This is a genomic window from Pantoea rodasii (assembly GCF_002095465.1).
Lineage (GTDB): Bacteria > Pseudomonadota > Gammaproteobacteria > Enterobacterales > Enterobacteriaceae > Pantoea > Pantoea rodasii.
Window position 1 is genome coordinate 172,995 of the sequence record NZ_MLFP01000002.1, and the last position, 21,026, is coordinate 194,020.

At 53.6% G+C, this 21,026-nt stretch carries 22 protein-coding genes, 1 other RNA gene and 1 pseudogene; 12 read left to right on the forward strand and 12 right to left on the reverse strand.

The window, feature by feature from the left end; genetic code table 11:
* Positions 1-11: 11 nt before the first annotated feature.
* The gene (gene cof / locus HA45_RS03150) at positions 12-833 is read left to right on the forward strand and encodes an HMP-PP phosphatase (protein WP_100702287.1); all 822 of its coding nucleotides are present in this window, start codon (positions 12-14) and stop codon (positions 831-833) included.
* A gap of 153 nt (positions 834-986) precedes the next feature.
* Here cof and HA45_RS03155 read toward each other — a convergent pair whose 3' ends face one another.
* Complete coding sequence (locus HA45_RS03155; RefSeq protein ID WP_100702288.1) at positions 987-2,027, reverse strand: PLP-dependent cysteine synthase family protein; 1,041 nt, start codon at positions 2,025-2,027, stop codon at positions 987-989.
* A 115-nt stretch (positions 2,028-2,142) separates the two neighbouring features.
* On the opposite strand from HA45_RS03155, the gene HA45_RS03160 reads away from it, so the two are divergent.
* The 5 genes and pseudogenes from HA45_RS03160 to amtB all read left to right on the forward strand — a co-directional run bounded on the left by HA45_RS03160 (position 2,143) and on the right by amtB (position 8,086).
* A complete protein-coding gene (locus HA45_RS03160; protein WP_100702289.1) occupies positions 2,143-2,604 on the forward strand; it encodes an Lrp/AsnC family transcriptional regulator in 462 nt (153 codons plus the stop codon).
* Positions 2,605-2,628: 24 nt separating this feature from the next.
* Positions 2,629-4,397: pseudogene (locus HA45_RS03165) on the forward strand (SmdA family multidrug ABC transporter permease/ATP-binding protein).
* Positions 4,390-6,165 (forward strand): SmdB family multidrug efflux ABC transporter permease/ATP-binding protein, encoded by a 1,776-nt coding sequence (locus tag HA45_RS03170; protein ID WP_100702291.1) that lies wholly within the window; start codon positions 4,390-4,392, stop codon positions 6,163-6,165. Before HA45_RS03165 ends, HA45_RS03170 begins: the two are co-directional and overlap by 8 nt.
* A gap of 259 nt (positions 6,166-6,424) precedes the next feature.
* Positions 6,425-6,763 carry a P-II family nitrogen regulator gene (glnK, locus tag HA45_RS03175; RefSeq protein WP_100702292.1) on the forward strand — a complete coding sequence of 113 codons (339 nt, stop codon included), beginning with the start codon at positions 6,425-6,427 and terminating at the stop codon, positions 6,761-6,763.
* A gap of 33 nt (positions 6,764-6,796) precedes the next feature.
* Positions 6,797-8,086, forward strand: a complete 1,290-nt coding sequence (gene amtB, locus HA45_RS03180) for an ammonium transporter AmtB (protein WP_100702293.1) — start codon at positions 6,797-6,799, stop codon at positions 8,084-8,086.
* A 69-nt stretch (positions 8,087-8,155) separates the two neighbouring features.
* Here the strand turns inward: amtB and tesB are convergent, their stop codons facing one another.
* Complete coding sequence (gene tesB, locus HA45_RS03185; protein WP_100702294.1) at positions 8,156-9,019, reverse strand: acyl-CoA thioesterase II; 864 nt, start codon at positions 9,017-9,019, stop codon at positions 8,156-8,158.
* 204 nt (positions 9,020-9,223) lie between these two features.
* Between tesB and HA45_RS03190 the strand changes: the two genes are divergently transcribed.
* A complete protein-coding gene (locus HA45_RS03190) occupies positions 9,224-9,781 on the forward strand; it encodes a YbaY family lipoprotein (protein ID WP_100702295.1) in 558 nt (185 codons plus the stop codon).
* A gap of 496 nt (positions 9,782-10,277) precedes the next feature.
* On the opposite strand, the gene HA45_RS03195 is transcribed toward HA45_RS03190, so the two are convergent.
* Positions 10,278-10,589 carry an MGMT family protein gene (locus HA45_RS03195; RefSeq protein WP_100702296.1) on the reverse strand — a complete coding sequence of 104 codons (312 nt, stop codon included), beginning with the start codon at positions 10,587-10,589 and terminating at the stop codon, positions 10,278-10,280.
* A gap of 176 nt (positions 10,590-10,765) precedes the next feature.
* Between HA45_RS03195 and ffs the strand changes: the two genes are divergently transcribed.
* An RNA gene (gene ffs, locus HA45_RS03200) (signal recognition particle sRNA small type) lies at positions 10,766-10,862 on the forward strand.
* Positions 10,863-10,992: 130 nt separating this feature from the next.
* On the opposite strand, the gene hha is transcribed toward ffs, so the two are convergent.
* From hha to HA45_RS03215, 3 genes are all read right to left on the reverse strand, one after another.
* Positions 10,993-11,211: a hemolysin expression-modulating protein Hha gene (gene hha / locus HA45_RS03205; protein WP_007886938.1), complete on the reverse strand. Its 219-nt coding sequence runs from the start codon at positions 11,209-11,211 to the stop codon at positions 10,993-10,995.
* Between the two features lie 24 nt (positions 11,212-11,235).
* Positions 11,236-11,613: an Hha toxicity modulator TomB gene (gene tomB / locus HA45_RS03210; protein ID WP_034828139.1), complete on the reverse strand. Its 378-nt coding sequence runs from the start codon at positions 11,611-11,613 to the stop codon at positions 11,236-11,238.
* 146 nt (positions 11,614-11,759) lie between these two features.
* A complete protein-coding gene (locus HA45_RS03215) occupies positions 11,760-12,113 on the reverse strand; it encodes a hypothetical protein (protein WP_100702297.1) in 354 nt (117 codons plus the stop codon).
* Positions 12,114-12,453: 340 nt separating this feature from the next.
* Here HA45_RS03215 and HA45_RS03220 point away from each other — a divergent pair, with 340 nt between their 5' ends.
* The 3 genes from HA45_RS03220 to HA45_RS03230 are packed head-to-tail and all read left to right on the forward strand — an operon-like array spanning position 12,454 to position 14,846.
* On the forward strand, positions 12,454-13,110 hold the full coding sequence (locus tag HA45_RS03220) for a metal ABC transporter ATP-binding protein (RefSeq protein ID WP_100702298.1): 657 nt from the start codon (positions 12,454-12,456) through the stop codon (positions 13,108-13,110).
* A complete protein-coding gene (locus HA45_RS03225) occupies positions 13,107-13,946 on the forward strand; it encodes a metal ABC transporter permease (RefSeq protein ID WP_100702299.1) in 840 nt (279 codons plus the stop codon). The genes HA45_RS03220 and HA45_RS03225 overlap by 4 nt, the downstream gene beginning before the upstream one ends.
* Positions 13,947-13,967: 21 nt before the next feature.
* Complete coding sequence (locus HA45_RS03230) at positions 13,968-14,846, forward strand: metal ABC transporter substrate-binding protein (protein WP_100702300.1); 879 nt, start codon at positions 13,968-13,970, stop codon at positions 14,844-14,846.
* 44 nt (positions 14,847-14,890) lie between these two features.
* Here the strand turns inward: HA45_RS03230 and ykgO are convergent, their stop codons facing one another.
* From ykgO to HA45_RS03250, 4 genes are all read right to left on the reverse strand, one after another.
* Positions 14,891-15,031: a type B 50S ribosomal protein L36 gene (gene ykgO / locus HA45_RS03235; protein ID WP_008103894.1), complete on the reverse strand. Its 141-nt coding sequence runs from the start codon at positions 15,029-15,031 to the stop codon at positions 14,891-14,893.
* A gap of 14 nt (positions 15,032-15,045) precedes the next feature.
* Positions 15,046-15,303, reverse strand: coding sequence for a type B 50S ribosomal protein L31 (locus HA45_RS03240; RefSeq protein ID WP_038648520.1), 258 nt, complete (start codon positions 15,301-15,303; stop codon positions 15,046-15,048).
* 142 nt (positions 15,304-15,445) lie between these two features.
* Positions 15,446-18,595 carry a multidrug efflux RND transporter permease subunit AcrB gene (locus HA45_RS03245; protein WP_100702301.1) on the reverse strand — a complete coding sequence of 1,050 codons (3,150 nt, stop codon included), beginning with the start codon at positions 18,593-18,595 and terminating at the stop codon, positions 15,446-15,448.
* A 17-nt stretch (positions 18,596-18,612) separates the two neighbouring features.
* Positions 18,613-19,803 carry an efflux RND transporter periplasmic adaptor subunit gene (locus HA45_RS03250; RefSeq protein ID WP_100702302.1) on the reverse strand — a complete coding sequence of 397 codons (1,191 nt, stop codon included), beginning with the start codon at positions 19,801-19,803 and terminating at the stop codon, positions 18,613-18,615.
* A gap of 142 nt (positions 19,804-19,945) precedes the next feature.
* Between HA45_RS03250 and acrR the strand changes: the two genes are divergently transcribed.
* Positions 19,946-20,584, forward strand: a complete 639-nt coding sequence (acrR, locus tag HA45_RS03255; protein ID WP_100702303.1) for a multidrug efflux transporter transcriptional repressor AcrR — start codon at positions 19,946-19,948, stop codon at positions 20,582-20,584.
* Here acrR and rsmS read toward each other — a convergent pair.
* Positions 20,581-20,736, reverse strand: a complete 156-nt coding sequence (gene rsmS / locus HA45_RS03260; RefSeq protein ID WP_100702304.1) for a pleiotropic regulatory protein RsmS — start codon at positions 20,734-20,736, stop codon at positions 20,581-20,583. The genes acrR and rsmS overlap by 4 nt on opposite strands.
* 8 nt (positions 20,737-20,744) lie before the next feature.
* Positions 20,745-20,990 (reverse strand): GlsB/YeaQ/YmgE family stress response membrane protein, encoded by a 246-nt coding sequence (locus HA45_RS03265; protein WP_100702305.1) that lies wholly within the window; start codon positions 20,988-20,990, stop codon positions 20,745-20,747.
* Positions 20,991-21,026 lie beyond the last annotated feature (36 nt).

A 21,026-nucleotide genomic window follows, 5' to 3' on the forward strand; every position in this document is an offset into this window, starting at 1 on the left:
GGAGAATTTGCATGGCTCGCCTCGCGGCATTTGATATGGACGGCACGCTGTTATTGCCGACACACCGGTTAGGGAAAGAGACCATCGACAGTCTGCATGCGCTGCATCAGCGTGATATCACAATCACTTTTGCCACCGGACGCCATCTGATGGATGTTCAAAAGGTGCGCGAGCAAATCACTTTACCGGCCTGGCTGATTACCGGAAATGGCACCCGCATCCACGATCTCGAAGGGCAGCTGTTGTTCGGTTGCGATCTGCCTTCTTCCGTCGCGGAAGAAGTGATTCATACCCATTGGAAAACGCCGGCGTCGATTCACATCTTCAACGATGAAGGCTGGTTTACCGACAAACCGTTGCTCGGAGTGATGGAGGCGCATGTGATGAGCGGCTTCCATTATCAGCTGCGCGATTTACGTCAGATGCCTGCGCATGAGGTGACAAAGATCTGCTTTATCGCGCCTCATGAAATGCTGCTCGAACTCAAAATCGAACTGCAACAAGCGTTGGGTGACCGGGCCAATATCTGTTTTTCAGCATGGGATTGTCTGGAAGTGCTGCCGCTGGATTGCCATAAAGGCGCGGCGCTGGCGCGTTTGTGTCAGCATCTCACATTAACGATGGCGGATTGCATGGCGTTTGGCGACGCGATGAACGACCGTGAAATGCTGGAGCGCGTTGGCAAGGGTTTCATTATGGGCAACGCCATGAATCAACTTAAATCATCGCTGCCCCATTTACCGATCATTGGACATTGCGAGACACAGGCAGTGTCTCATTACTTAAATCACTGGATGACCACACCACACCTCGATTATTCCCCCGAATGCTGAGGCTTACAGTGAACCGGACAGGATGTCCTGTTTTTTATTGCATACCCGTCACACTTCGAATTACAGGTGCGTTGGCTGCACTCGTTTACCCGAATCACTTACTCCAGTAAGCTCATCGGGATGCTCTCGTTTGCCTCCTGCCTGCAATTCGAATTATTTAAGGTGAAACTCACGTAGCCACGGCTGAATATCCCCGATATTCTGCGCCACCCACTCTGGATTGTAATAGGTGTCTGGATAGCGTTCGCCGCTGTCGCATAGCAGCGTAACCAGTGAACCCTGCTCATCGTTTTCGCGCATGCGTTTTGCCACCTGCAACATGCCCCAGAAGTTGGTACCGGTTGAGGCGCCAGGTCGGCGACCCAGAATCTTCTCCAGATGCAGCATAGCTGCTACCGTTGCGCCATCGGGCACCTTGATCATCTCATCGATCACATCCGGTAAAAATGACGGTTCTACACGCGGACGCCCGATGCCTTCAATCATGCTGCCACGATCGCTACGCAATTCGCCATCACGGCTATGCCAGAAATCAAAAAACACCGAATGCTGCGGATCGACGACCAACAGGCGCGTATCGTGACCTTGATAACGGATATAGCGGCCCAGCGTGGCCGAAGTACCGCCGGTGCCGGCACTCATGATCACCGTATGCGGCACCGGGAAGGGTTCAAGTGCCATCTGACGATAAATACTTTCCGCGATATTATTGTTGCCACGCCAATCAGTGGCGCGCTCGGCATAGGTAAACTGATCCATAAAGTGGCCGTTGAGTTCCCGCGCCAGACGCTCTGATTCGCTGTATAACTGGCAGGGATCGGCGACGAAATGGCACTCACCGCCATAAAAACGGATCATTTCGATTTTGCGTTTTGCGGTGCTGGCGGGCATCACGGCAATAAATGGCAGGCCCAGCAAACGTGCGAAATAGGCTTCGGATACCGCCGTGCTGCCAGAAGAGGCTTCGATGATCGGTGTATTCTCGCGGATCCAGCCATTGGCCAAACCATACAGGAACAGCGAACGCGCCAGGCGGTGCTTTAGGCTGCCACTGGGATGAGTGCTTTCATCTTTGAGATAGAAGCGAATGCCAGGAAAATCATCCAGCGCAAAGCGAATGAGGTGCGTATCCGCAGACCGTTGAAAATCGGCGTTAATTTCATTGATGGCGTGGCGAACCCAGGGCGTTTGCATGTGGCGAATCCGTAATAATGATTGCGCACAGTGTAAGGCACTGGCAGGAAAATTAGGTTGCTTTAATCCGGTTATAATGCCGGAATAAGAGAAAATTTTTCTCCCGGAGCGCCGAATGTTAGATAAAACTGACCGCACGCTGCTGTCAATGCTGCAACAGGATTGCACCTTGTCACTGCAGGCGCTGGCTGAAGCCGTTAATCTCACCACCACGCCGTGCTGGAAACGCCTGAAAAAGCTGGAAGATGATGGCATTATTCGTGCGCGCGTGGCGCTATTGGATGGCGAAAAGATCGGGCTTTCGCTGACCGCCTTTATGTTCGTTAAAACCCAGCAGCACAGCAGCGAATGGTTTCAACAATTTGTTGCTGTGGTGCAGCAGATGCCGGAAGTGATGGCGTTTTATCGTATGGCGGGTGAATACGATTATTTGCTGCGCATCCAGGTGGCTGATATGAAAAGTTACGATCGATTTTATAAGCGTCTGGTGAATGGCGTACCGGGCCTGATGGATGTGACCTCCAGTTTCGCCATGGAAGAGATAAAATACACCACCGCGTTGCCGGTAGCGCCCTGAGCGGGCACAGAAAGAGAGTGTCTTGTGCGATTATTTAGCCAGTTAAGTTGGTATTTCCTGCGCGAGTGGCGGCGATATCTGGGTGCCGTCAGTTTGCTGATCATCATTGCACTGCTACAGCTCATACCGCCGCATGTGGTGGGCGTGATTGTTGATGGCGTCACACAGCACACGTTAAGCAGCGGCAAAATCTTTATGTGGATTGGTGTGATGCTGGTGACGGCGGCGATCGTCTATCTGCTGCGCTATGTGTGGCGCGTGCTGCTGTTTGGCGCCTCCTATCAATTGGCCGTGGAACTCCGTGAGGATTTCTATCGTCAACTCAGTCGTCAGCATCCGGCATTCTATTTACGCCATCGCACCGGCGATCTGATCGCGCGCGCCACCAATGATGTCGATCGCGTGGTGTTTGCCGCCGGCGAAGGAGTGTTGACGCTGGTGGATTCGCTGGTGATGGGGTTGGTGGTGCTGGTGGTGATGAGCGTACAGATCAGCTGGGAGTTGACGCTGTTAGCGTTGATCCCGATGCCGCTGATGGCGATTGCCATTCAAAAAGATGGCTCGCGTTTACATCAGCGCTTTAAAGTGGCGCAGGCGGCCTTCTCCAGTCTCAACGATCAAACCCAGGAAAGCCTCACCAGCATCCGCATGATTAAAGCCTTTGGCCTGGAAGACCACCAGTCGCAACAGTTTGCTGATATCGCCCGTGACACTGGTAAGAAGAACCTGCACGTGGCGCGTGTTGACGCACGTTTTGATCCCATCATCTATATCGCGGTGGGTTTTCAAACTTGCTGGCGATCGCTGGCGGCGGCTGGATGGTGTGGCACGGCAGTTTGACGCTGGGTCAGCTCACCAGCTTTGTCATGTACCTCGGGTTGATGATTTGGCCGATGCTGGCGCTGGCGTGGATGATCAATATCGTCGAACGCGGAAGCGCCGCGTGGAGCCGTATTGGTGCACTGCTGGCGGAAGCGCCCGCGGTAGAGGATGGGCAGAAAGTATTGCCAGCCGATGCCGGTGTTTTACAGGTCGCTATCCGCGAGTTCCGCTATCCGGCCAGCTCAGGCGCGGTGCTCAGCCATCTGAATTTTCAATTGAAGCCGGGGCAAATGTTGGGGCTGTGCGGTCCAACGGGTTGCGGTAAAAGTACGCTGTTAAGCTTGATTCAGCGCCACTTTGACATCGATCAGGGTGACATTCGTTATCACAACATTCCGCTCACGCAGCTGCGACTCGACAGCTGGCGCAGCAAATTGGCCGTCGTGAGCCAGACGCCGTTTTTGTTCTCCGATACTGTTGCCAATAACCTGGCGCTGGGGCGGCCGAATGCCACCCAGCAGGAGATCGAGCGCGTGGCGCAGATGGCCTGCGTACACGATGACATTCTGCGGCTGCCACAAGGTTACGACACCGAAGTGGGCGAGCGCGGTGTGATGCTTTCCGGTGGACAAAAACAACGTATCGCGATTGCCCGTGCGCTGTTGCTCAATGCGGAAATCCTGATCCTCGATGATGCGCTGTCAGCCGTTGACGGCCGCACTGAGTATGAAATTCTGCATAACCTGCGCCAGTGGGGCAAAGGTCGCACCTTGATTATCAGCGCACATCGCTTGTCAGCGTTAACGGAAGCCAGCGAAATTTTGGTGCTGCAACTAGGTGCCGTCACCCAGCGCGGCGATCACGACAGCCTGGTGGCGAAAGAGGGATGGTATCGCGATATGTACCGTTATCAGCAGCTGGAAGCCGCGCTGGATGAAGATGAAACCGCAGCGGAGGCCAACCATGGCTAAATCACAACGTTTATGGCCAACCCTTAAACGCCTGCTGGCTTACGGTAAACCCTGGCGGAAATCGCTGTGGCTGGCGGTCGGCATGCTGTGGATTGCGGCAGTGGCGGAAGTGACCGGCCCGGTGCTGGTCAGCTACTTCATTGATAATCTGGTGGCTAAACATCAGATGCCATGGGCGATCGCCATGGGTTTGCTGGTGTGCTTTATTCTGCTGCAGCTGCTGGCTGCTGGTTTGCACTATTTCCAGGCGCTGCTGTTTAACCGCGCGGCGATTGGAGTCGTGCAGCAACTGCGGGTGGATGTGATGAACGCCGCGCTGCGTCAGCCGCTCAGCGCCTTTGATACTCAGCCGGTGGGGCAGATCATTTCGCGCGTCACCAACGATACCGAAGTGATTAAAGATCTGTATGTCACGGTGGTGGCCACGGTACTGCGCAGTGCGGCACTGATTGGCGCGATGCTGGTCGCGATGTTCTGGCTTGACTGGCGTATGGCGCTGGTGGCGATTGTCATCTTCCCGTTGGTGCTGACAGTGATGTTGATTTACCAGCGTTACAGCACCCCGATTGCGCGTCGGGTGCGCAGTTATCTGGCTGACATCAACAACGGCTTCAATGAAGTGATCAACGGCATGAGCGTGATCCAGCAGTTTCGCCAGCAGGCGCGCTTTGGCGAACGTATGGGCGAAGCCAGCCGCTCACACTATTTGGCCCGCATGGAAACCCTGCGGCTGGATGGCTTCCTGCTGCGTCCGCTGCTCAGCCTGTTTTCCGCGATGATTTTGTGTGGCTTGCTGATGTTGTTCAGCTTCGCCACGCCGGGTGTGTTTGAGGTTGGTGTGCTTTACGCCTTTATTACCTATCTCGGACGCCTGAATGAACCCTTAATCGAACTGACGACGCAGCAATCAATGCTGCAACAGGCGGTGGTGTCTGGCGAACGTATTTTCGAGCTGATGGACGCTACGCAGCAGGGATACGGAGCGGATAATAAACCGCTGGCCTCAGGGCGCATTACCTTGCGCGACGTCAGCTTTGCCTATCGCGATAATCGTGATGTGCTGAGCCATATTAATCTGGAGGTGCCAGCCCGTGGTTTTGTGGCACTGGTGGGACATACGGGCAGCGGCAAGAGCACTCTGGCAAATTTGCTGATGGGCTATTATCCGGTCACGCGCGGCACTATCGAGCTTGATGGCCGCCCGTTACCCCAGCTGACGCATGAAGCGTTGCGGCAAAGCGTTGCCATGGTGCAGCAAGATCCGGTGGTGTTGGCGGATACGCTGTTAGCGAACGTGCGCCTTGGGCGTGACATCCCTGAAGAACAGGTGTGGCAGGCGCTGGAAAAAGTGCAGCTCGCCGATCTCGCGCGTTCGATGTCAGAGGGCATTCATACCCGATTGGGTGAGCAGGGTAACAATCTGTCGGTTGGCCAGAAACAGTTGCTGGCACTGGCGCGGGTATTGGTGTCCTTGCCGCAGATATTAATTCTTGATGAGGCAACCGCTAATATCGACTCAGGGACCGAGCAGGCCATTCAGCATGCGCTGCGCGCACTGCGACAGCACAGTACCTTGGTGGTAATTGCTCACCGTCTCTCCACCATCACCGAAGCAGACCAGATTCTGGTTTTGCATCGTGGTCAGGTGGCAGAGCAGGGTACACATGCGCAGTTACTGGCGCTGCAAGGCCGTTATTGGCAGATGTATCAGCTGCAGCAGGCGGGTGATGAACTCGCGGCGAGCATCCCCGCACAAGCTGAAGGGTGAATTGCACCTTTTTTGCGCAGATTTATCAGATTGTTCTGTATTGATGCACTCCTTTGAGGCTGTCAGCACCAAAGGAGTGCAATATTGCAACACCATCCTTCCCGCCATTCCTCATACTGCGCCCGACATCACATAACGAAGCGCGATTTAGCGCGTCTATGCCCCTGACTTTGACTCTTTTTTAATTTATGGCACAGCGTTTGCTTATATCCCTACGTGTCCGCGAGACTCACTCAATTTATTATCCGGAGGGGAACGTATGAAGCTGGTTACCGTGGTAATCAAACCATTTAAGCTGGAGGACGTGCGTGAAGCCTTATCCTCCATTGGCATTCAGGGACTGACTGTTACCGAAGTGAAGGGTTTTGGTCGCCAGAAAGGTCACGCAGAGCTTTACCGCGGTGCCGAGTACAGCGTGAACTTCCTGCCAAAAGTAAAAATTGATATCGCGATAGCGGACGATCAACTCGATGAAGTGGTGGATATCATCAGTAAAGCCGCTTATACCGGCAAAATTGGCGACGGTAAAATCTTCGTCGCAGAACTGCAGCGCGTTATTCGTATTCGTACAGGCGAGACCGACGAAGCAGCACTGTAACTGGGGCTCTGAATTGTGATGGGATGGAAAGAAATGAATAAACTGATGACTAAGTTAGGCCTCACCAGCCTGGCACTGTTACCGTCTCTGGCCATGGCGGCAGCTCCTGCCGTTGCGGATAAAGCCGATAACGCCTTTATGATGATCTGTACCGCTTTGGTACTGTTTATGTCTATTCCTGGCATCGCACTGTTTTACGGCGGTTTAATTCGCGGTAAAAACGTGCTGTCGATGCTGACTCAGGTTGCAGTGACCTTCGCGTTAGTCTGCGTTCTGTGGGTGATTTACGGTTATTCGCTGGCCTTCAGCGAGGGCAACGCCTTCTTCGGTAACTTCCAGTGGGCGATGCTGAAGAATATTGAGCTGAAAGCCTTGATGGGCAGCTTCTATCAGTATATCCACGTTGCATTCCAGGCTTCATTCGCCTGTATCACCGTGGGCCTGATTGTCGGTGCGCTGGCGGAGCGTATTCGCTTCTCCGCAGTACTGATTTTCGTGGTGGTGTGGCTGACGCTGTCTTATCTGCCTATCGCACACATGGTGTGGGCGGGCGGTCTGCTGGCGCAAGATGGCGCGCTGGACTTCGCAGGCGGTACGGTTGTTCACATCAACGCCGCAGTGGCCGGTCTGGTGGGTGCTTACCTGGTGGGCAAACGTGCTGGCTTCGGTAAAGAAGCATTTAAACCGCACAACCTGCCAATGGTGTTCATGGGTACAGCGATTCTGTATGTGGGCTGGTTCGGTTTCAACGCCGGTTCTGCTTCATCAGCTAACGAAATCGCTGCGCTGGCCTTCCTGAATACCGTTGTGGCAACTGCTGGCGCAGTGCTGTCATGGGTGTTCGGTGAGTGGGCAATGCGTGGCAAGCCTTCTTTGCTGGGTGCGTGTTCTGGTTTCATCGCAGGTCTGGTGGCGATCACCCCAGCGTGTGGTTATGTCGGTGTCGGCGGCGCGCTGATTATCGGTCTGGCCGGTGGCCTGGCAGGTATCTGGGGTGTGACAACGCTGAAGAAATGGCTGCGCGTTGATGACCCATGTGATGTGTTCGGTGTGCACGGCGTGTGCGGTATCCTGGGTTGTGTGCTGACGGGTGTGTTCGCGTCCTCTTCACTGGGCGGCGTGGGCTACGCAGAAGGCGTGACCATGGGCCATCAGGTTTGGATTCAGCTGTTCAGTTGCGGTGTGACCATCGTTTGGTCTGGCGTCGTGGCCTTCATCGGCTTCAAACTGGCGGATATGATTGTTGGCCTGCGTGTTCCAGAAGATCAGGAACGTGAAGGTCTGGATGTGAACAGCCACGGCGAGAACGCTTACAACCAGTAAGCCCGGGCTGTAGAAGAGCAGTGCGCTAAAACAATAAAAATCGAAAGGGGCGATGATATCGCCCCTTTTTTATGCGTCGCGCTGACGCATGACCCCTTCTTGTACCGTAGTCGCCACCAGCGTCCCGTCCTGAGTATAAAACTCTCCGCGTACAAAACCCCGCGCGCTTGATGCCGAGGTGCTTACCACGCTGTAAAGCAGCCATTCTGAGAGGTCGAACGGGCGGTGGAACCACATGGAGTGGTCAATGGTCGCCACCTGCATGTCGGGTTCCAAAAAGCCTTTCCCGTGCGGCTGTAGCGCCACAGGCAGGAAGTTGAGATCGGAAGCATAGCCCAGCAGATATTGATGAATGCGGCGGTCGTCCGGCAGTTTGCCGTTGGCACGAATCCACACCTGACGCATCGGTTCATCCACACGGCCTTTGAGCGGGTTATGAATTTGCACCGGTCGGATATCCAGCGGACGTTCGGCGAGAAACTTTTCTTTGAGTTTGAGCGGTAAATGCGCCGCCAGTTTTTGCGCCAGATCTTGCTCCGAGGGAAGATTGTCCGGGCCCGGCACTGGCGGCATGGTGTTCTGATGCTCAAATCCGCTTTCCGGTGCCTGGAATGAGGCGGTCATGTAGAAGATCGGCTGCCCATTTTGCACCGCACTAACGCGACGGGCGCTGAAGCTTTTGCCATCACGCAGGGTTTCGACATCATAAATGATGGCTTTTTGGCTGTCGCCGGGACGCAGAAAGTAGCTATGGAAAGAGTGGATGATGCGTTCTTCCGGCACAGTTTGTTTCGCCGCATACAGTGCCTGGCCGACGACCTGGCCACCAAACACCTGGCGCAGGCCAAGATCTTCACTTTGGCCGCGAAACAGGCCTTCTTCGAGTTTTTCGAGATTGAGTAGATTAAGCAGGTTATGCAATGCCTGGCTCATAGCAGATTCCTCAGGGGGGCAATCGCGTCAGTGTGAAAGATCCGACCAGTTTCCGTCAATGATTTTGCCGTGATTTCAGCGGGCTGGCGGTGCTTTTGGGCGCAATCCGGATTTTTGTGCCAGAATTAAGGGCATTCGGCGGTTGAAAAGCTACCCAACAAATTGTCCGCCGACAATCATAGTGTTCACAAGGAGACGACATCGATGAAACTCTGGCATGTTATTAGCGGTGTGACGCTGGCGGCAGCGCTGGCTGGCTGTGCCGATCACAGTAAGCCGGTAGCCACCCCAACGTTAGGCTCCGCCGTTGCAGGACAGCAGGCCGCGATTACGCAGCCTAACGTTAGTGGTTCGGTGTATATCCGTCAGCGCATTGCGTTGCCGCCGGATGCGGTGCTGACTGTTACGCTGTCTGACGCTTCACTGGCTGACGCGCCATCGAAAGTGCTGGCGCAGCATGTTGTGCGCACCGAAGGGAAACAGGCGCCGTTCCAGTTTGTGCTGCCGTTTAACCCGTCCGATATCCAGCCTAATGCGCGGATTCTGCTGAGTGCTGCTATCTCTATTGACGGCAAACTGGCGTTCATTACCGATACTGTGAAGCCGGTGATCAATCAGGGTGGTACTAAAGCGGAACTGTTGCTGGTGCCAGTGACCAATATGGCGATGCAGACTACGCCAGGTGCGGCGACGACGGTGCCGTCAACATCGCCAACGCAGGTAGTGCCATCCGCTTCGGTGCCTGCGCCGACGAATATGTAATAATCACTCGGTGCTAGTCTGGGTGCACTGCTTGGGAAGCATGTGAAAAACAGGGGCGGGGGAGTCTGCGGGCAGGCAACACTGTTGCGTAAAGCCGCTGTCTCGTCCCTGATCGCTCGGCACACGCCATCCCTGGCGTGTAACGCTTTACTCCACAGTGTTGCCTGCCCGCACCTCAGCATGGGTGCGAATCTGTTAGTGACATCGGCGGATTGTCGCTGAATGCTTGTCACTTTCATCTTTGGCGTGGGACGCTGTGGTGCCTGCCCGCACCTCAGCATGGGTGCGAGTCTGTTAGTCACATCGGCGGATTGTCACTGATTGCTCGTTACTTTCATCTTTGGTGTGTAACGCTTTACTCCACAGTGTTGCCTGCCCGCACCTCAGCATGGGTGCGAGTCTGTTAATAACATCGGCGGATTGTCGCTGATTGCTTGTCCCTTTCATCTTTGGCGGGGGAAGCTGTGTTGTCTGCCGCACCTCAACATGGGGGCTTTTAATACTTCCAGCGATACTTTTCTAGTTCAATCTCACCGGCATCACTGACTTCTATCCCTTCAGCCTCTAGCGCATCGCGCTGTCGAAACAGATCGTCACCCTGCAGTGAAATGCGGCCATGACGATTGATGACGCGGAACCACGGCAATTTGCTGCCTTCGGGTAGGCGACGCAATACGCCGCCGACTTGCCGAGCGGCACGCGGAGAACCGGCAAGCAGGGCGATATCGCCGTAGGTAGTGACTTTGCCTTTGGGGATTGCGGCAATAATTTGCCAGACGCGCTCGGAAAAATTGCTTGTGTCGTTCATGCACGCACCTGATTCAGCGAATAAACGCCGACTTTAGCATGCACAAAGGGTGAGAATCAGGGTTTTACGGGCTAGCTGTTCAAGAAAACAACGGTCACCCGGCCTACGCTTGCAATTGCCAGGGGGTTACTTGATAATGCCTGCGCTCTCGAGAGAGAGCTCGTCAATGGGGGCCCTGTTGGTTCTCCCGCAACGCTAACTTGTGAACTCGGTCAGATCCGGAAGGAAGCAGCCGCAGCAGGCGACGCGTGTGCCGGGATGTAGCTGGCAGGGCCTCCACCAATTCTACTCTCCGAAAAAATCCCCAAGAAATCAGCACACAGCGTAACGCTGGCACTCCTTTGCCTGTGGGTCATTCCCTGAACGATAAAGATGGTGTAACGAAACGGCTGGTAAGAAAGAGTTAGCGAACGAACTTCCAGACTGAAACCGGCACTTTGTCGTAAAGCTTATTCATGGTCAGTTCGGCCAGACGATGATCGGCCGCTGAATAAAATACCGCGAGTTCGTTGTCAGGTAATTCGTACTTGTTTTTTTCAATCACCCGTTCAAGGGTGTCAATTGAGCGACAACGACGGAGTCGCATCAAATAGTCTGTTTTGGTTAAGGCTTGGTTGCTCATAAATAAACCGGTCTCACTCTGATGCTAAAAGGAATGGCTGGGTTGTTGGAGAAAAGCGCACTCTTCGGCAAACAGATTAAATAAGCGTCTTGCTGAACGTTGCCACCGTTGAAGATCCTGAGTATTGATTCCATAACTGCTAAACAGCATAAAGGTATCGTCAAGATATTCATCGATTTGCGTAATCAGCGCTTCATCTTCAACGTGCTTAATTTTGTAATTCATCGTGAAAGACGCGATATGCTCAATCAAATCGTTGAGCTGTAAATTGCTTTCCGCAGTAGGGTCATTAACCCAGCCGTGGTGGCTGTCAGTTAGCGTCGCCATACTTTCGTCAAACAGGTTCTCACACAGGAATTTAAGCTGGGCAATATCATGCCGTTTTGGTGAGTATTCGTCCATCTTTTTCCCCTCCAGAGCTTGCACGGTGACCGCAGGGCGGTGTGATTTGGAAAAGCTATCAGGAAGCGATCTCGAATATTTAGCATTCAGCGACGCTTTAAATATAATCCACAATCATTAGCTTTGCTCACCTCGATTACCAAATATTACAATTCGTCGGCAGGCGAGGGGCGGGTATTGTCAATCACTGAAAAAACCAGTGCACCCGGTACTGTCTGGAACAAAACTTCTTCGCGTTGAGTCGTTGTTTCATTTAAATCCAGGCAAGGATTAAATAAATCCCACTTAAAATCGTAAAGCATTTTAAATCGATTGTTATCGAGCGGTTGAATGGAAATAATCTTAAAACTGTCAGGAACTAATTGCGCGTTTTGAGAATACCACTGTAAATCACTTGCCAGGGCTTCGGCTATTTTGAGAATATTCCCCTGGATAATAGCCTGCAACTTCTCGCAATCGTCCTCATCCACAGCAATATCACAATGAATAATAGACTGCATTTCGCGTCCGGTAAAAAAGGAGGATGAATCTATCATTGGGGTTCTGGCCAAATATTGCAAGTTAACTCTCTGCAGAATACGTAATCGTTGCGATGGGGTTTATCGCTCAATCGATTCAGATCCCGTGTTCGCCACAAAGCGCGCGGCGAGTGGTTAACTTTTGAAACACTTTCTCCGGGTAAAAGGCAGCCGAGATCGGGTAATATAATTGTTATGTTATAACATTTTGGTTTCCCTCCATGAATCACAGTGGTTTACTCCTTTCGCTCAGTGGCCGCCTGATGGTCGCGCTACTGCTTATCGTGTTCCTGGCGCTGGCTATATATTGGGGCATGCAAAAATGATGCACTTCAATCGCTTACAGGGCGGCTATCAGGGACAAGCTGTGACGCCAATCGTCACGGGTGAGCTGGCTACAGGCAGCATGACTGCGCTAATCGGTGCGAACGGCACGGGAAAATCGACCTTGCTTAAAACCATCGCCGGTCTGTTGCCGCCAATTTCGGGCACCTGCGAATTAAAGGTGTCACGTAAAGCCCTCGGCTGGTTACCACAGCGTAGTGAACTGGAAACGCGCTTCCCGCTGACCGTTTATGAGTTGGTTGCCATGGGATGCTGGCCACGCTGCGGTTGGTTTGGCGGTATTAATCGCGCCATGCGTCAGGAGATTGATGCTGCACTGGATGCGGTGCATATGCGCGAATTTGCCGATGCGCAGCCTTCCATGCTTTCAGGTGGTCAGCTGCAGCGTGTGTTATTTGCGCGCCTGATGTTACAGCACAGCAAAGTCTGGCTGCTGGATGAACCCTTCAACGGCATTGATACCCAGACGGTCACGTTACTGATGTCGATCCTTGAACAGCAGCAGCAGGCCGGCACCACCTTATTAGTGGTGTTGCACGATCGCCCGCTGGTCGCTCGCTATTTCAAAGATGTGTTGTCTCTTGACGATGCTGATTCCGCTCAAACTCCACTGCTGCGCAGGGTGGCCTCGTGACATTGATTCAACCGTTTATCGAATTTGGTTTTATGCGCCGCGCGTTGGTGGCTTGCGTGGCGTTAGCGCTGAGCGCCACGCCGCTTGGCGTATTCCTTTCACTGCGCCGCATGAGTCTGGTGGGCGATGCGCTCTCTCACGCGGTGCTGCCTGGTGCGGCGATTGGCTATCTGGTTTCCGGTTTATCGCTGGTGGCGATGGGGATCGGCGGACTGATTGCAGGTTTGGCCGTTGCGCTGCTTTCCGGTGCCGTCAGTCGTTATACCCCTTTGAAAGAGGACGCCAGTTTTTCAGGCTTCTATCTCGGCTCGCTGGCGCTGGGCGTCACGCTGGTTTCTCTGCGCGGATCGAGCGTCGATCTGTTGCACGTGCTGTTCGGTTCACTGCTGGCAGTCGATAACGCGGCCATTATGCTGGTGGGCGGCATCGCAGCTTTTACCTTGCTGATGCTGGCCGTGATTTTCCGTCCGCTGGTGATCGATGCGTTCGATCCTGATTTCCTGCGTGCGCAAGGCAAATGGAGCGCGCCGATGGTGCACGGCATCTTCCTGATGCTGGTGGTGCTCAATCTGGTGGCCGGTTTTCAGGTGCTTGGCACGCTGATGTCGGTGGGGCTGATGATGTTGCCCGCCACCAGCGCCCGCTTCTGGAGTCGCCATCTTGCCTGCATGCTCGGCATTGCCATGCTGCTGGCGATGATCGCCGCGCTGGTGGGTTTGATCCTTTCCTGGCACTTCTCACTGCCCGCCGGACCGGCGGTAGTGCTGAGTGCGGCCGTACTGTTTTTGCTCTCTGTTTTAACCGGACCGTGTGGCGGCCTGCTGCGCCGTCGATAACAATACTATTAGGGGATACGAATGAAGAAGTTACCGCTGAGTCTGGCGATTGGCGCCATGTTGATTAGCCCACTGACCATGGCGAAAACCGTGGACGTGGTGGCGAGTTTCACCGTGCTGGCCGATATCGTTAAGCAAGTGGGCGGCGATCACGTCAACGTGAAATCGCTGGTTGGCCCGAACGGCGATCCGCACACCTTTGAACCGACACCACAGGACAGCCAGGCGCTAGCAAAAGCCAATGTGGTATTCGTCAGTGGTTTGGGGATGGAAGGCTGGATGGATCGCCTGATCAGCGCTTCCGGTTATAAAGGCACGATTGTGGTGGCCTCCAATGGCGTCAACACGCGCAAAATGGAAGAAGACGGCAAAACCGTGACGGACCCGCACGCGTGGAACAGCATGCACAACGGCGTGATCTATGCCACCAACGTGATGAATGCACTGATTAAAGCCGATCCAGAAGATGCAGCGGATATCCGTAAAAGCGGTGAAAGCTACATTCAGCAGTTGGAAAAATTGGATAGCTGGGCGAAAACAGAGTTCGCTTCAGTGCCGAAGAGCAAACGTAAAGTGCTGACCAGCCATGATGCCTTTGGTTATTTCGGCCAGCGCTATGGTGTGAGCTTCCTCGCGCCAGTCGGTTTCTCCACGGAAGCGGAAGCCAGCGCCAGTGATGTGGCCTCGATTATCAAACAGCTGAAAGCCGAGCACATCCATACCTACTTTATGGAGAATCAGACCGATCCACGTCTGGTGAAACAAATCGCCAGTGAAACCGATGCACAGCCGGGTGGTGAACTCTATCCCGAAGCGCTGTCTGAGGCTAATGGCCCAGCGGCAACCTATGTTGATGCGTTCAAACACAACGTTGAAACCATTGCCAAAAGCATGAAGTAAAAAAAAGGCCGGGGAGCATCCCGGCCAATCATCACGACACTTTCCTACCTTTTCTTCTTTCTTCCCTGAACCGCTTTAAAACGCGGATTGGTTTTGCAGATCACGTAAATGCGACCTTTACGACGCACGACTTTGCAATCTTTGTGACGGGTCTTGGCAGACCGTAATGAACTTAAAACCTGCATGCGTTAACTCCTGATTAATTGCCGCGCGTCAGGAAGCTGCCGAAACGCTTGTTGAAGCGTGCGGCGCTGCCTTCTTTAGTGAGATCTTTTTGCTTGCCGGTGTAATGGACGTGCGATTTAGATGACACATCCAGCGTCACGTAAGGCAGTACTTCACCTTCGAACTCAATGGTGCGTTCGGTTTTAATGGTGGAACCGATTTTGAAGTATTCATCGACAGAGGTGTCATGGAACACCACGGGACGGTATTGCGGATGGATATTGGCTTTCATAGCTGCACTCTCATGTAATGTTATAATATAACAATAGTATGAACCTGATGAGAATTGATTGCAACCGTGATGGCTATGCGGTTATCTGCGGCCATAAAAAAAGGCCGCTTGCGCGGCCTTTTTAGAGGTTAAAAACTCAATCTTAATGCTTGTGCTCGACCGGATGGCCTTGCTCGATATCCGCTTTATTCTTACCGAAGCGGCGACGTACCACCACGAAGAACACCGGAACGAAGAAGATCGCCAACGCGGTTGCGGTTACCATGCCGCCCATTACGCCGGTACCTACGGCGTTCTGTGCGCCTGAACCAGCACCGGTACTGATCGCCAGCGGCAGAACACCGAGGATAAAGGCCAGTGAGGTCATCAGAATGGGACGCAAACGCATACGTGCCGCTTCCAGTGTTGATTCCACCAAACCTTTCCCTTCCTTCTCCATCAAATCCTTGGCGAATTCAACGATCAGGATGGCGTTCTTCGCCGACAAGCCAATGGTTGTTAGCAGCCCCACCACGAAGTAAACGTCGTTACTGAGTCCGCGCAGAGTGGTGAAGATCAACGCACCGACCACACCCAGCGGAACCACCAGCATAACGGAGAACGGAATCGACCAGCTCTCATACAACGCGGCCAGACACAAGAACACCACAATCAGCGAGATGGCGTACAGGGCAGGGGCCTGGTTACCGGACAGACGTTCCTGGTAGGACATACCGGTCCAGTCGTAGCCGATACCCGCAGGCAGTTTACCCGCCAGCTCTTCCATCAGGTTCATGGCATCACCGGAACTTTTCCCTGGTGCAGCCTGACCCAGAATCTCCATTGATGGTAAGCCGTTGTAACGTTCCAGACGCGGTGAACCGTACTGCCACTTCGCCGAAGAGAAGGCAGAGAACGGAACCATGGTGCCGGAGCCGTTACGCACGAACCATTTGCTGATGTCATCTGGCAACATACGCGAGTCAGCCTGGCCCATCACGTACACTTTCTTCACACGACCGCGGTCGATGAAGTCATTGACGTAGGAACCACCCCAGCCCGCGCCCAGCGTGGTGTTGATGTCAGACAGCGACACACCCAATGCCTGCGCTTTTTCCTGATCGATGATCAGTTTGTACTGTGGCGTATCTTCCATACCGTTTGGACGCACGCCCACCAGCGTATCCGGATGCTGGGCAATCATGCCAAACAGCTGGTTACGCGCGGCGGTTAACTTCTCGTGCCCCAGGTTACCCTGATCGGTCAGCATGAAGTCGAAGCCAGTGGCGTTACCCAATTCGATAATCGCCGGCAGGTTGAACGGGAAGACCATTGCATCTTTGATCTGACCCAACGCCTGCATGGCGCGTCCGGCAATCGCAGGGACTTTCAGGCTGGCATCGCCACGCTCATCCCAAGGTTTGAGGCTGACGAAGGCAATACCGGTGTTCTGACCACGACCTGCAAAGCCAAAGCCGTTAACGGTAAACACCGAGTTAACGCTGTCTTTCTCTTTGTTCAGGAAGTAATCCGTCACCTGATCCAGCACTTTCTGGGTACGTTCCTGAGTTGCACCGGCTGGCAACTGCGCCTGCGCCAGTAACAGACCCTGATCCTCTTCCGGCAGGAAGGAGGTAGGCAATTTCAGGAACAAATACGCCATGCCGACCACGATCACCAGGTAGATCACCAGATAACGACCGGTGCTACGCACGATGTGACCCACGCTATCCACGTAGTGATTGGTGCTCTTGTCGAACAAGCGGTTGAACCAGCCGAAGAAGCCGGTGGTTTTACCGTGATCGCCTTTCTTAACCGGCTTCAGCATGGTGGCACAGAGTGCCGGCGTCAGAATCAACGCTACCAGCACGGACAACGCCATGGCGGAAACGATGGTGATAGAGAACTGACGATAGATAACCCCGGTTGACCCGCCGAAGAAGGCCATCGGGATAAATACCGCGGACAGCACCAGTGCGATACCCACCAGCGCGCCCTGAATCTGCTCCATCGAACGTTTCGTCGCTTCTTTCGGCGGTAGTCCTTCTTCCGCCATTACACGTTCCACGTTCTCGACCACCACGATGGCATCATCCACCAGCAAGCCGATGGCGAGCACCATCCCGAACATGGTTAGCGTGTTTATCGAGTAGCCAAAGGCACTGATAATCGCAAAGGTCCCCAACAGTACAACGGGCACCGCGATGGTTGGAATCAGCGTGGCGCGGAAGTTCTGCAGGAACAGATACATCACCAGGAACACCAGCACGATGGCTTCAAGCAGCGTTTTCACCACTTCGAAGATCGAAATCTTCACGAATGGCGTGGTGTCATACGGATAAACGGTTTTCATGCCTGACGGGAAGAACGGCTGCAGTTTTGCCAGCTCATCTTTCACCGCTTTGGCGGTATCCAACGCATTCGCCCCGGTTGCCAGTTTCACACCAATACCGGAAGCCGGTTTGCCGTTGTAACGCGCGATGATCTCGTAGTTTTCACCACCGAGTTCAATTTTCGCCACGTCACGCAAACGCACCTGTGAACCGTCCTGATTCACTTTCAGCATGATATTGCCGAACTCTTCGGTATTGGTCAGACGGGTCTGCGCAATAATCGAGGCGTTCAACTGCTGGCCTGGAACCGGCGGTGTGCCACCTAATTGACCGGCGGCCACCTGGGTGTTCTGGGTGCCCAACGCACTGATCACATCTACCGGCGTCAGCTGATAGTTGTTCAGTTTGTGCGGGTCCATCCAGATACGCATGGCGTACTGCGCACCAAACACCTGGGTGTCACCCACGCCAGGCGTACGGCTGATCGGGTCTTTGATGTTAGAAGCAACGTAATCAGAGATGTCATTCTGCGTCATGCTGCCGTCATCACTGATAAAGCCCGCTACCATCAGGAAGCTGCTGGATGACTTTTTAACCTGAATACCTTGTTGCTGTACTTCCTGCGGCAGCAGTGGCATCGCCAGCTGCAGCTTGTTCTGTACCTGTACCTGCGCAATATCTGCGTTAGTACCGGACTGGAAGGTCAGCGTCAGGGTTAAAGTACCGGACGAGTCACTGCTCGAGGCCATATACATCAGGCCATCGATGCCGTTCATGTTTTGTTCGATAACCTGGGTTACCGAATCCTGCAGCGTTTTCGCATCAGCACCCGGATAGGTTGCCTGGATTTCAACTGCCGGCGGCGCAACATTGGGATATTGCTCAATCGGCAAGCTGATAATCGCTAGAGTTCCCGCCAACATAATGATGATGGCGAGCACCCAGGCAAAAATGGGGCGATCGATAAAGAACTTAGCCATGTATCAGTGGCTCCTGTTTAGGACGATGATTTAGCAGACTGTGAATCCGGTGCTGCTTTGGCATCATCTTTGACTTCTTGTGGTGTCACCTGCGCACCTGGCTTGGCGCGCTGAAGACCGACGGTGATCACGCGATCGCCTTCTTTAAGGCCGTCCGTTACCAGCCATTTGTCACCAAATGCCTGATTTGCGGTGATGTTACGAACTTCAACTTTATTGTTTGCGCCCACCACCATCGCGGTAGCCTGACCGGTTGGCGTACGGGTTACACCCTGTTGCGGCACCAGCAGAGCGATTGGATTGGTACCTTCATCCAGACGCGCACGCACGAACATGCCTGGCAGCAGACGATGGTCTGGGTTCGGGAAGATGGCACGCAGGGTGATGGAGCCGGTGGTTTCATCCACGGTCACATCAGAGAATTCCAATGTGCCTGTCTGGCTGTATGCGTTACCGTTTTGCATCAGCAGCGTGACGTTGGCTTTGCCGTCATTCTGTTTCAGCTGACCGGATTCCAGCTCTGCGCGCAAACGCAGGAAATCATCACTGGATTGGGTCACATCGACATACATAGGATCGAGCTGTTGCACGGTGGCCAGGGCGGTGGTTTGACCGCTGGAGACCAAAGCGCCTTCAGTGACTGACGATTTACCTATGCGACCGCTGATCGGCGACGTCACTTTGGTATAGGCCAGGTTGATGCGTGCGGTTTCTACGTTAGCCTGCGCTGCTTGTACAGCAGCAGCCGTCTGCGCAGCGGTTGCCGCAGCCGTGTCATAGTCCTGCTGACTGATGTACTTAGTACCCAGCAGTGGCTTATAACGCTTGATGGTCAACTGTGCGACGTGCGCGTTGGCTTGCGCCTGTGCTAAATCACCTTTGGCGCTGTCGTAAGCCGCTTGATAGGTGGCCGGATCGATCTGATACAGGGACACGCCAGCTTTGATATCCGTACCTTCCTCAAAATTACGCTTCAGAATAATGCCTGAAACCTGAGGGCGTACTTCTGCCACGCGGAATGCCGAAGTACGACCTGGCAATTCGGTGGTGATCTTCAAAGGCTCGTTTTTTAACGTCACAACACCCACTTCTGGGGGCTGCTGCTGGGCGGCTTGCTGGGATTTATTATCATCACATCCTGTTAACAAAAAGCTGCCTGAAAGCATCAGGACGGCCGCCAGAGGCGCTAATCCTCTGTTTTTATTCATAAATAAACCTCTAGTGTCCGATATCAAATGATCAATGGATCACAAACCGATAAACCCATTGCTGCGTTAAATCACGGGTCGTGCTATGGTACATACATTCACAAATGTATGTAAACTTGCCAGTTTGTAAAAAAAGTCCTCTATGGCACGAAAAACCAAAGCGCAAGCACTTGAAACACGGCATCAAATTCTGGATGCCGCTTTAGCACACTTCTCTGAACACGGTGTGGCTGCCACATCCCTGGCAGATATCGCAACAGCGGCCGGCGTAACGCGCGGGGCTATCTACTGGCATTTCAAAAATAAAGCCGATCTCCTGCATGAAATCTGGCTGCGATGTGACGCTGGGCTTGATGATGTGGAACTTGAGTATCAGACAAAATACCCGGGTGATCCACTTTCTGTTATCCGTTCGATGTTGATCTATATCCTTGACGCTACTGCAAAGGATCCACAAAGACGCGCACTAATGGAGATTATCTTCCATAAATGCGAATTCGTTGGCGAAATGTCGACATTACAGGACATGCGTCAAAGTTTACTGTTGGAGTGTTACGATCGGATTGAATTGGTGCTACGTGAGTGTATCGAAGTGGGGCAGTTGCCGCCCGGTTTGAATACCTTACAGTCGGCGCGTCTGATGTGCGGCTACATTAATGGCATGATGGAAAACTGGCTGTTTAACCCGCAGGCGTTTGATCTGGCAGCCGATGCGCCGCAGCTGGTGGATGCATTTATTGATATGCTGCGGCTTAGTCCGACCATGACTGGCGCGCGCTAGTTCGCGCCTTCCTCTTTCTGCTTTTGCTGAAAATCGCGCTGCACAATCGCCAGCGCGGCTAGCACGGTGGCCGTTGGCACGTGATTCTCTTCCAGCAGTTGAATTAAATCGACCGCTAATTTCACTTCATCAGGTGCGGTGTCCAGCGACATTTTCTCTCCTAAATACGTAATTTTGCCGCGACCAGCAGCATTAACAGTGCACCCAGCAGCGCGACCACGAATCCCGCTGGATGTAAGGTGGCCACATCACCGGTGGTGAAGTAAGTGGCAATGTAGCCGCCAATCAGCGCACCAATCACCGCCAGCACCAGCGTGGGCACAAAACCGCCCGGACGGCCGGGAAAAATCATGCGTTTTACCGCGCCAGCCGCAAGACCAATCACAATCCAAAAGATCAGCGTCATGATTTTCCTCCTTTTAGCATTTGGGCAAGTATAGAG

What these genes read in the sequence shown, in the direction of transcription:
- HA45_RS03160 (WP_100702289.1), top strand. Translation starts at nt 2,143, where the DNA reads ATGTTAGATAAAACTGACCGCACGCTGCTGTCAATGCTGCAACAGGAT.
- glnK (WP_100702292.1), top strand. Translation starts at nt 6,425, where the DNA reads ATGAAGCTGGTTACCGTGGTAATCAAACCATTTAAGCTGGAGGACGTG.
- tomB (WP_034828139.1), bottom strand. Translation starts at nt 11,613, where the DNA reads ATGGACGAATACTCACCAAAACGGCATGATATTGCCCAGCTTAAATTC.
- HA45_RS03265 (WP_100702305.1), bottom strand. Translation starts at nt 20,990, where the DNA reads ATGACGCTGATCTTTTGGATTGTGATTGGTCTTGCGGCTGGCGCGGTA.
- tesB (WP_100702294.1), bottom strand. Translation starts at nt 9,019, where the DNA reads ATGAGCCAGGCATTGCATAACCTGCTTAATCTACTCAATCTCGAAAAA.
- amtB (WP_100702293.1), top strand. Translation starts at nt 6,797, where the DNA reads ATGAATAAACTGATGACTAAGTTAGGCCTCACCAGCCTGGCACTGTTA.
- acrR (WP_100702303.1), top strand. Translation starts at nt 19,946, where the DNA reads ATGGCACGAAAAACCAAAGCGCAAGCACTTGAAACACGGCATCAAATT.
- cof (WP_100702287.1), top strand. Translation starts at nt 12, where the DNA reads ATGGCTCGCCTCGCGGCATTTGATATGGACGGCACGCTGTTATTGCCG.
- HA45_RS03170 (WP_100702291.1), top strand. Translation starts at nt 4,390, where the DNA reads ATGGCTAAATCACAACGTTTATGGCCAACCCTTAAACGCCTGCTGGCT.
- HA45_RS03195 (WP_100702296.1), bottom strand. Translation starts at nt 10,589, where the DNA reads ATGAACGACACAAGCAATTTTTCCGAGCGCGTCTGGCAAATTATTGCC.
- HA45_RS03190 (WP_100702295.1), top strand. Translation starts at nt 9,224, where the DNA reads ATGAAACTCTGGCATGTTATTAGCGGTGTGACGCTGGCGGCAGCGCTG.
- HA45_RS03215 (WP_100702297.1), bottom strand. Translation starts at nt 12,113, where the DNA reads ATGCAGTCTATTATTCATTGTGATATTGCTGTGGATGAGGACGATTGC.
- rsmS (WP_100702304.1), bottom strand. Translation starts at nt 20,736, where the DNA reads ATGTCGCTGGACACCGCACCTGATGAAGTGAAATTAGCGGTCGATTTA.
- HA45_RS03245 (WP_100702301.1), bottom strand. Translation starts at nt 18,595, where the DNA reads ATGGCTAAGTTCTTTATCGATCGCCCCATTTTTGCCTGGGTGCTCGCC.
- HA45_RS03250 (WP_100702302.1), bottom strand. Translation starts at nt 19,803, where the DNA reads ATGAATAAAAACAGAGGATTAGCGCCTCTGGCGGCCGTCCTGATGCTT.
- HA45_RS03240 (WP_038648520.1), bottom strand. Translation starts at nt 15,303, where the DNA reads ATGAAAGCCAATATCCATCCGCAATACCGTCCCGTGGTGTTCCATGAC.
- hha (WP_007886938.1), bottom strand. Translation starts at nt 11,211, where the DNA reads ATGAGCAACCAAGCCTTAACCAAAACAGACTATTTGATGCGACTCCGT.
- HA45_RS03220 (WP_100702298.1), top strand. Translation starts at nt 12,454, where the DNA reads ATGATGCACTTCAATCGCTTACAGGGCGGCTATCAGGGACAAGCTGTG.
- HA45_RS03230 (WP_100702300.1), top strand. Translation starts at nt 13,968, where the DNA reads ATGAAGAAGTTACCGCTGAGTCTGGCGATTGGCGCCATGTTGATTAGC.
- ykgO (WP_008103894.1), bottom strand. Translation starts at nt 15,031, where the DNA reads ATGCAGGTTTTAAGTTCATTACGGTCTGCCAAGACCCGTCACAAAGAT.
- HA45_RS03155 (WP_100702288.1), bottom strand. Translation starts at nt 2,027, where the DNA reads ATGCAAACGCCCTGGGTTCGCCACGCCATCAATGAAATTAACGCCGAT.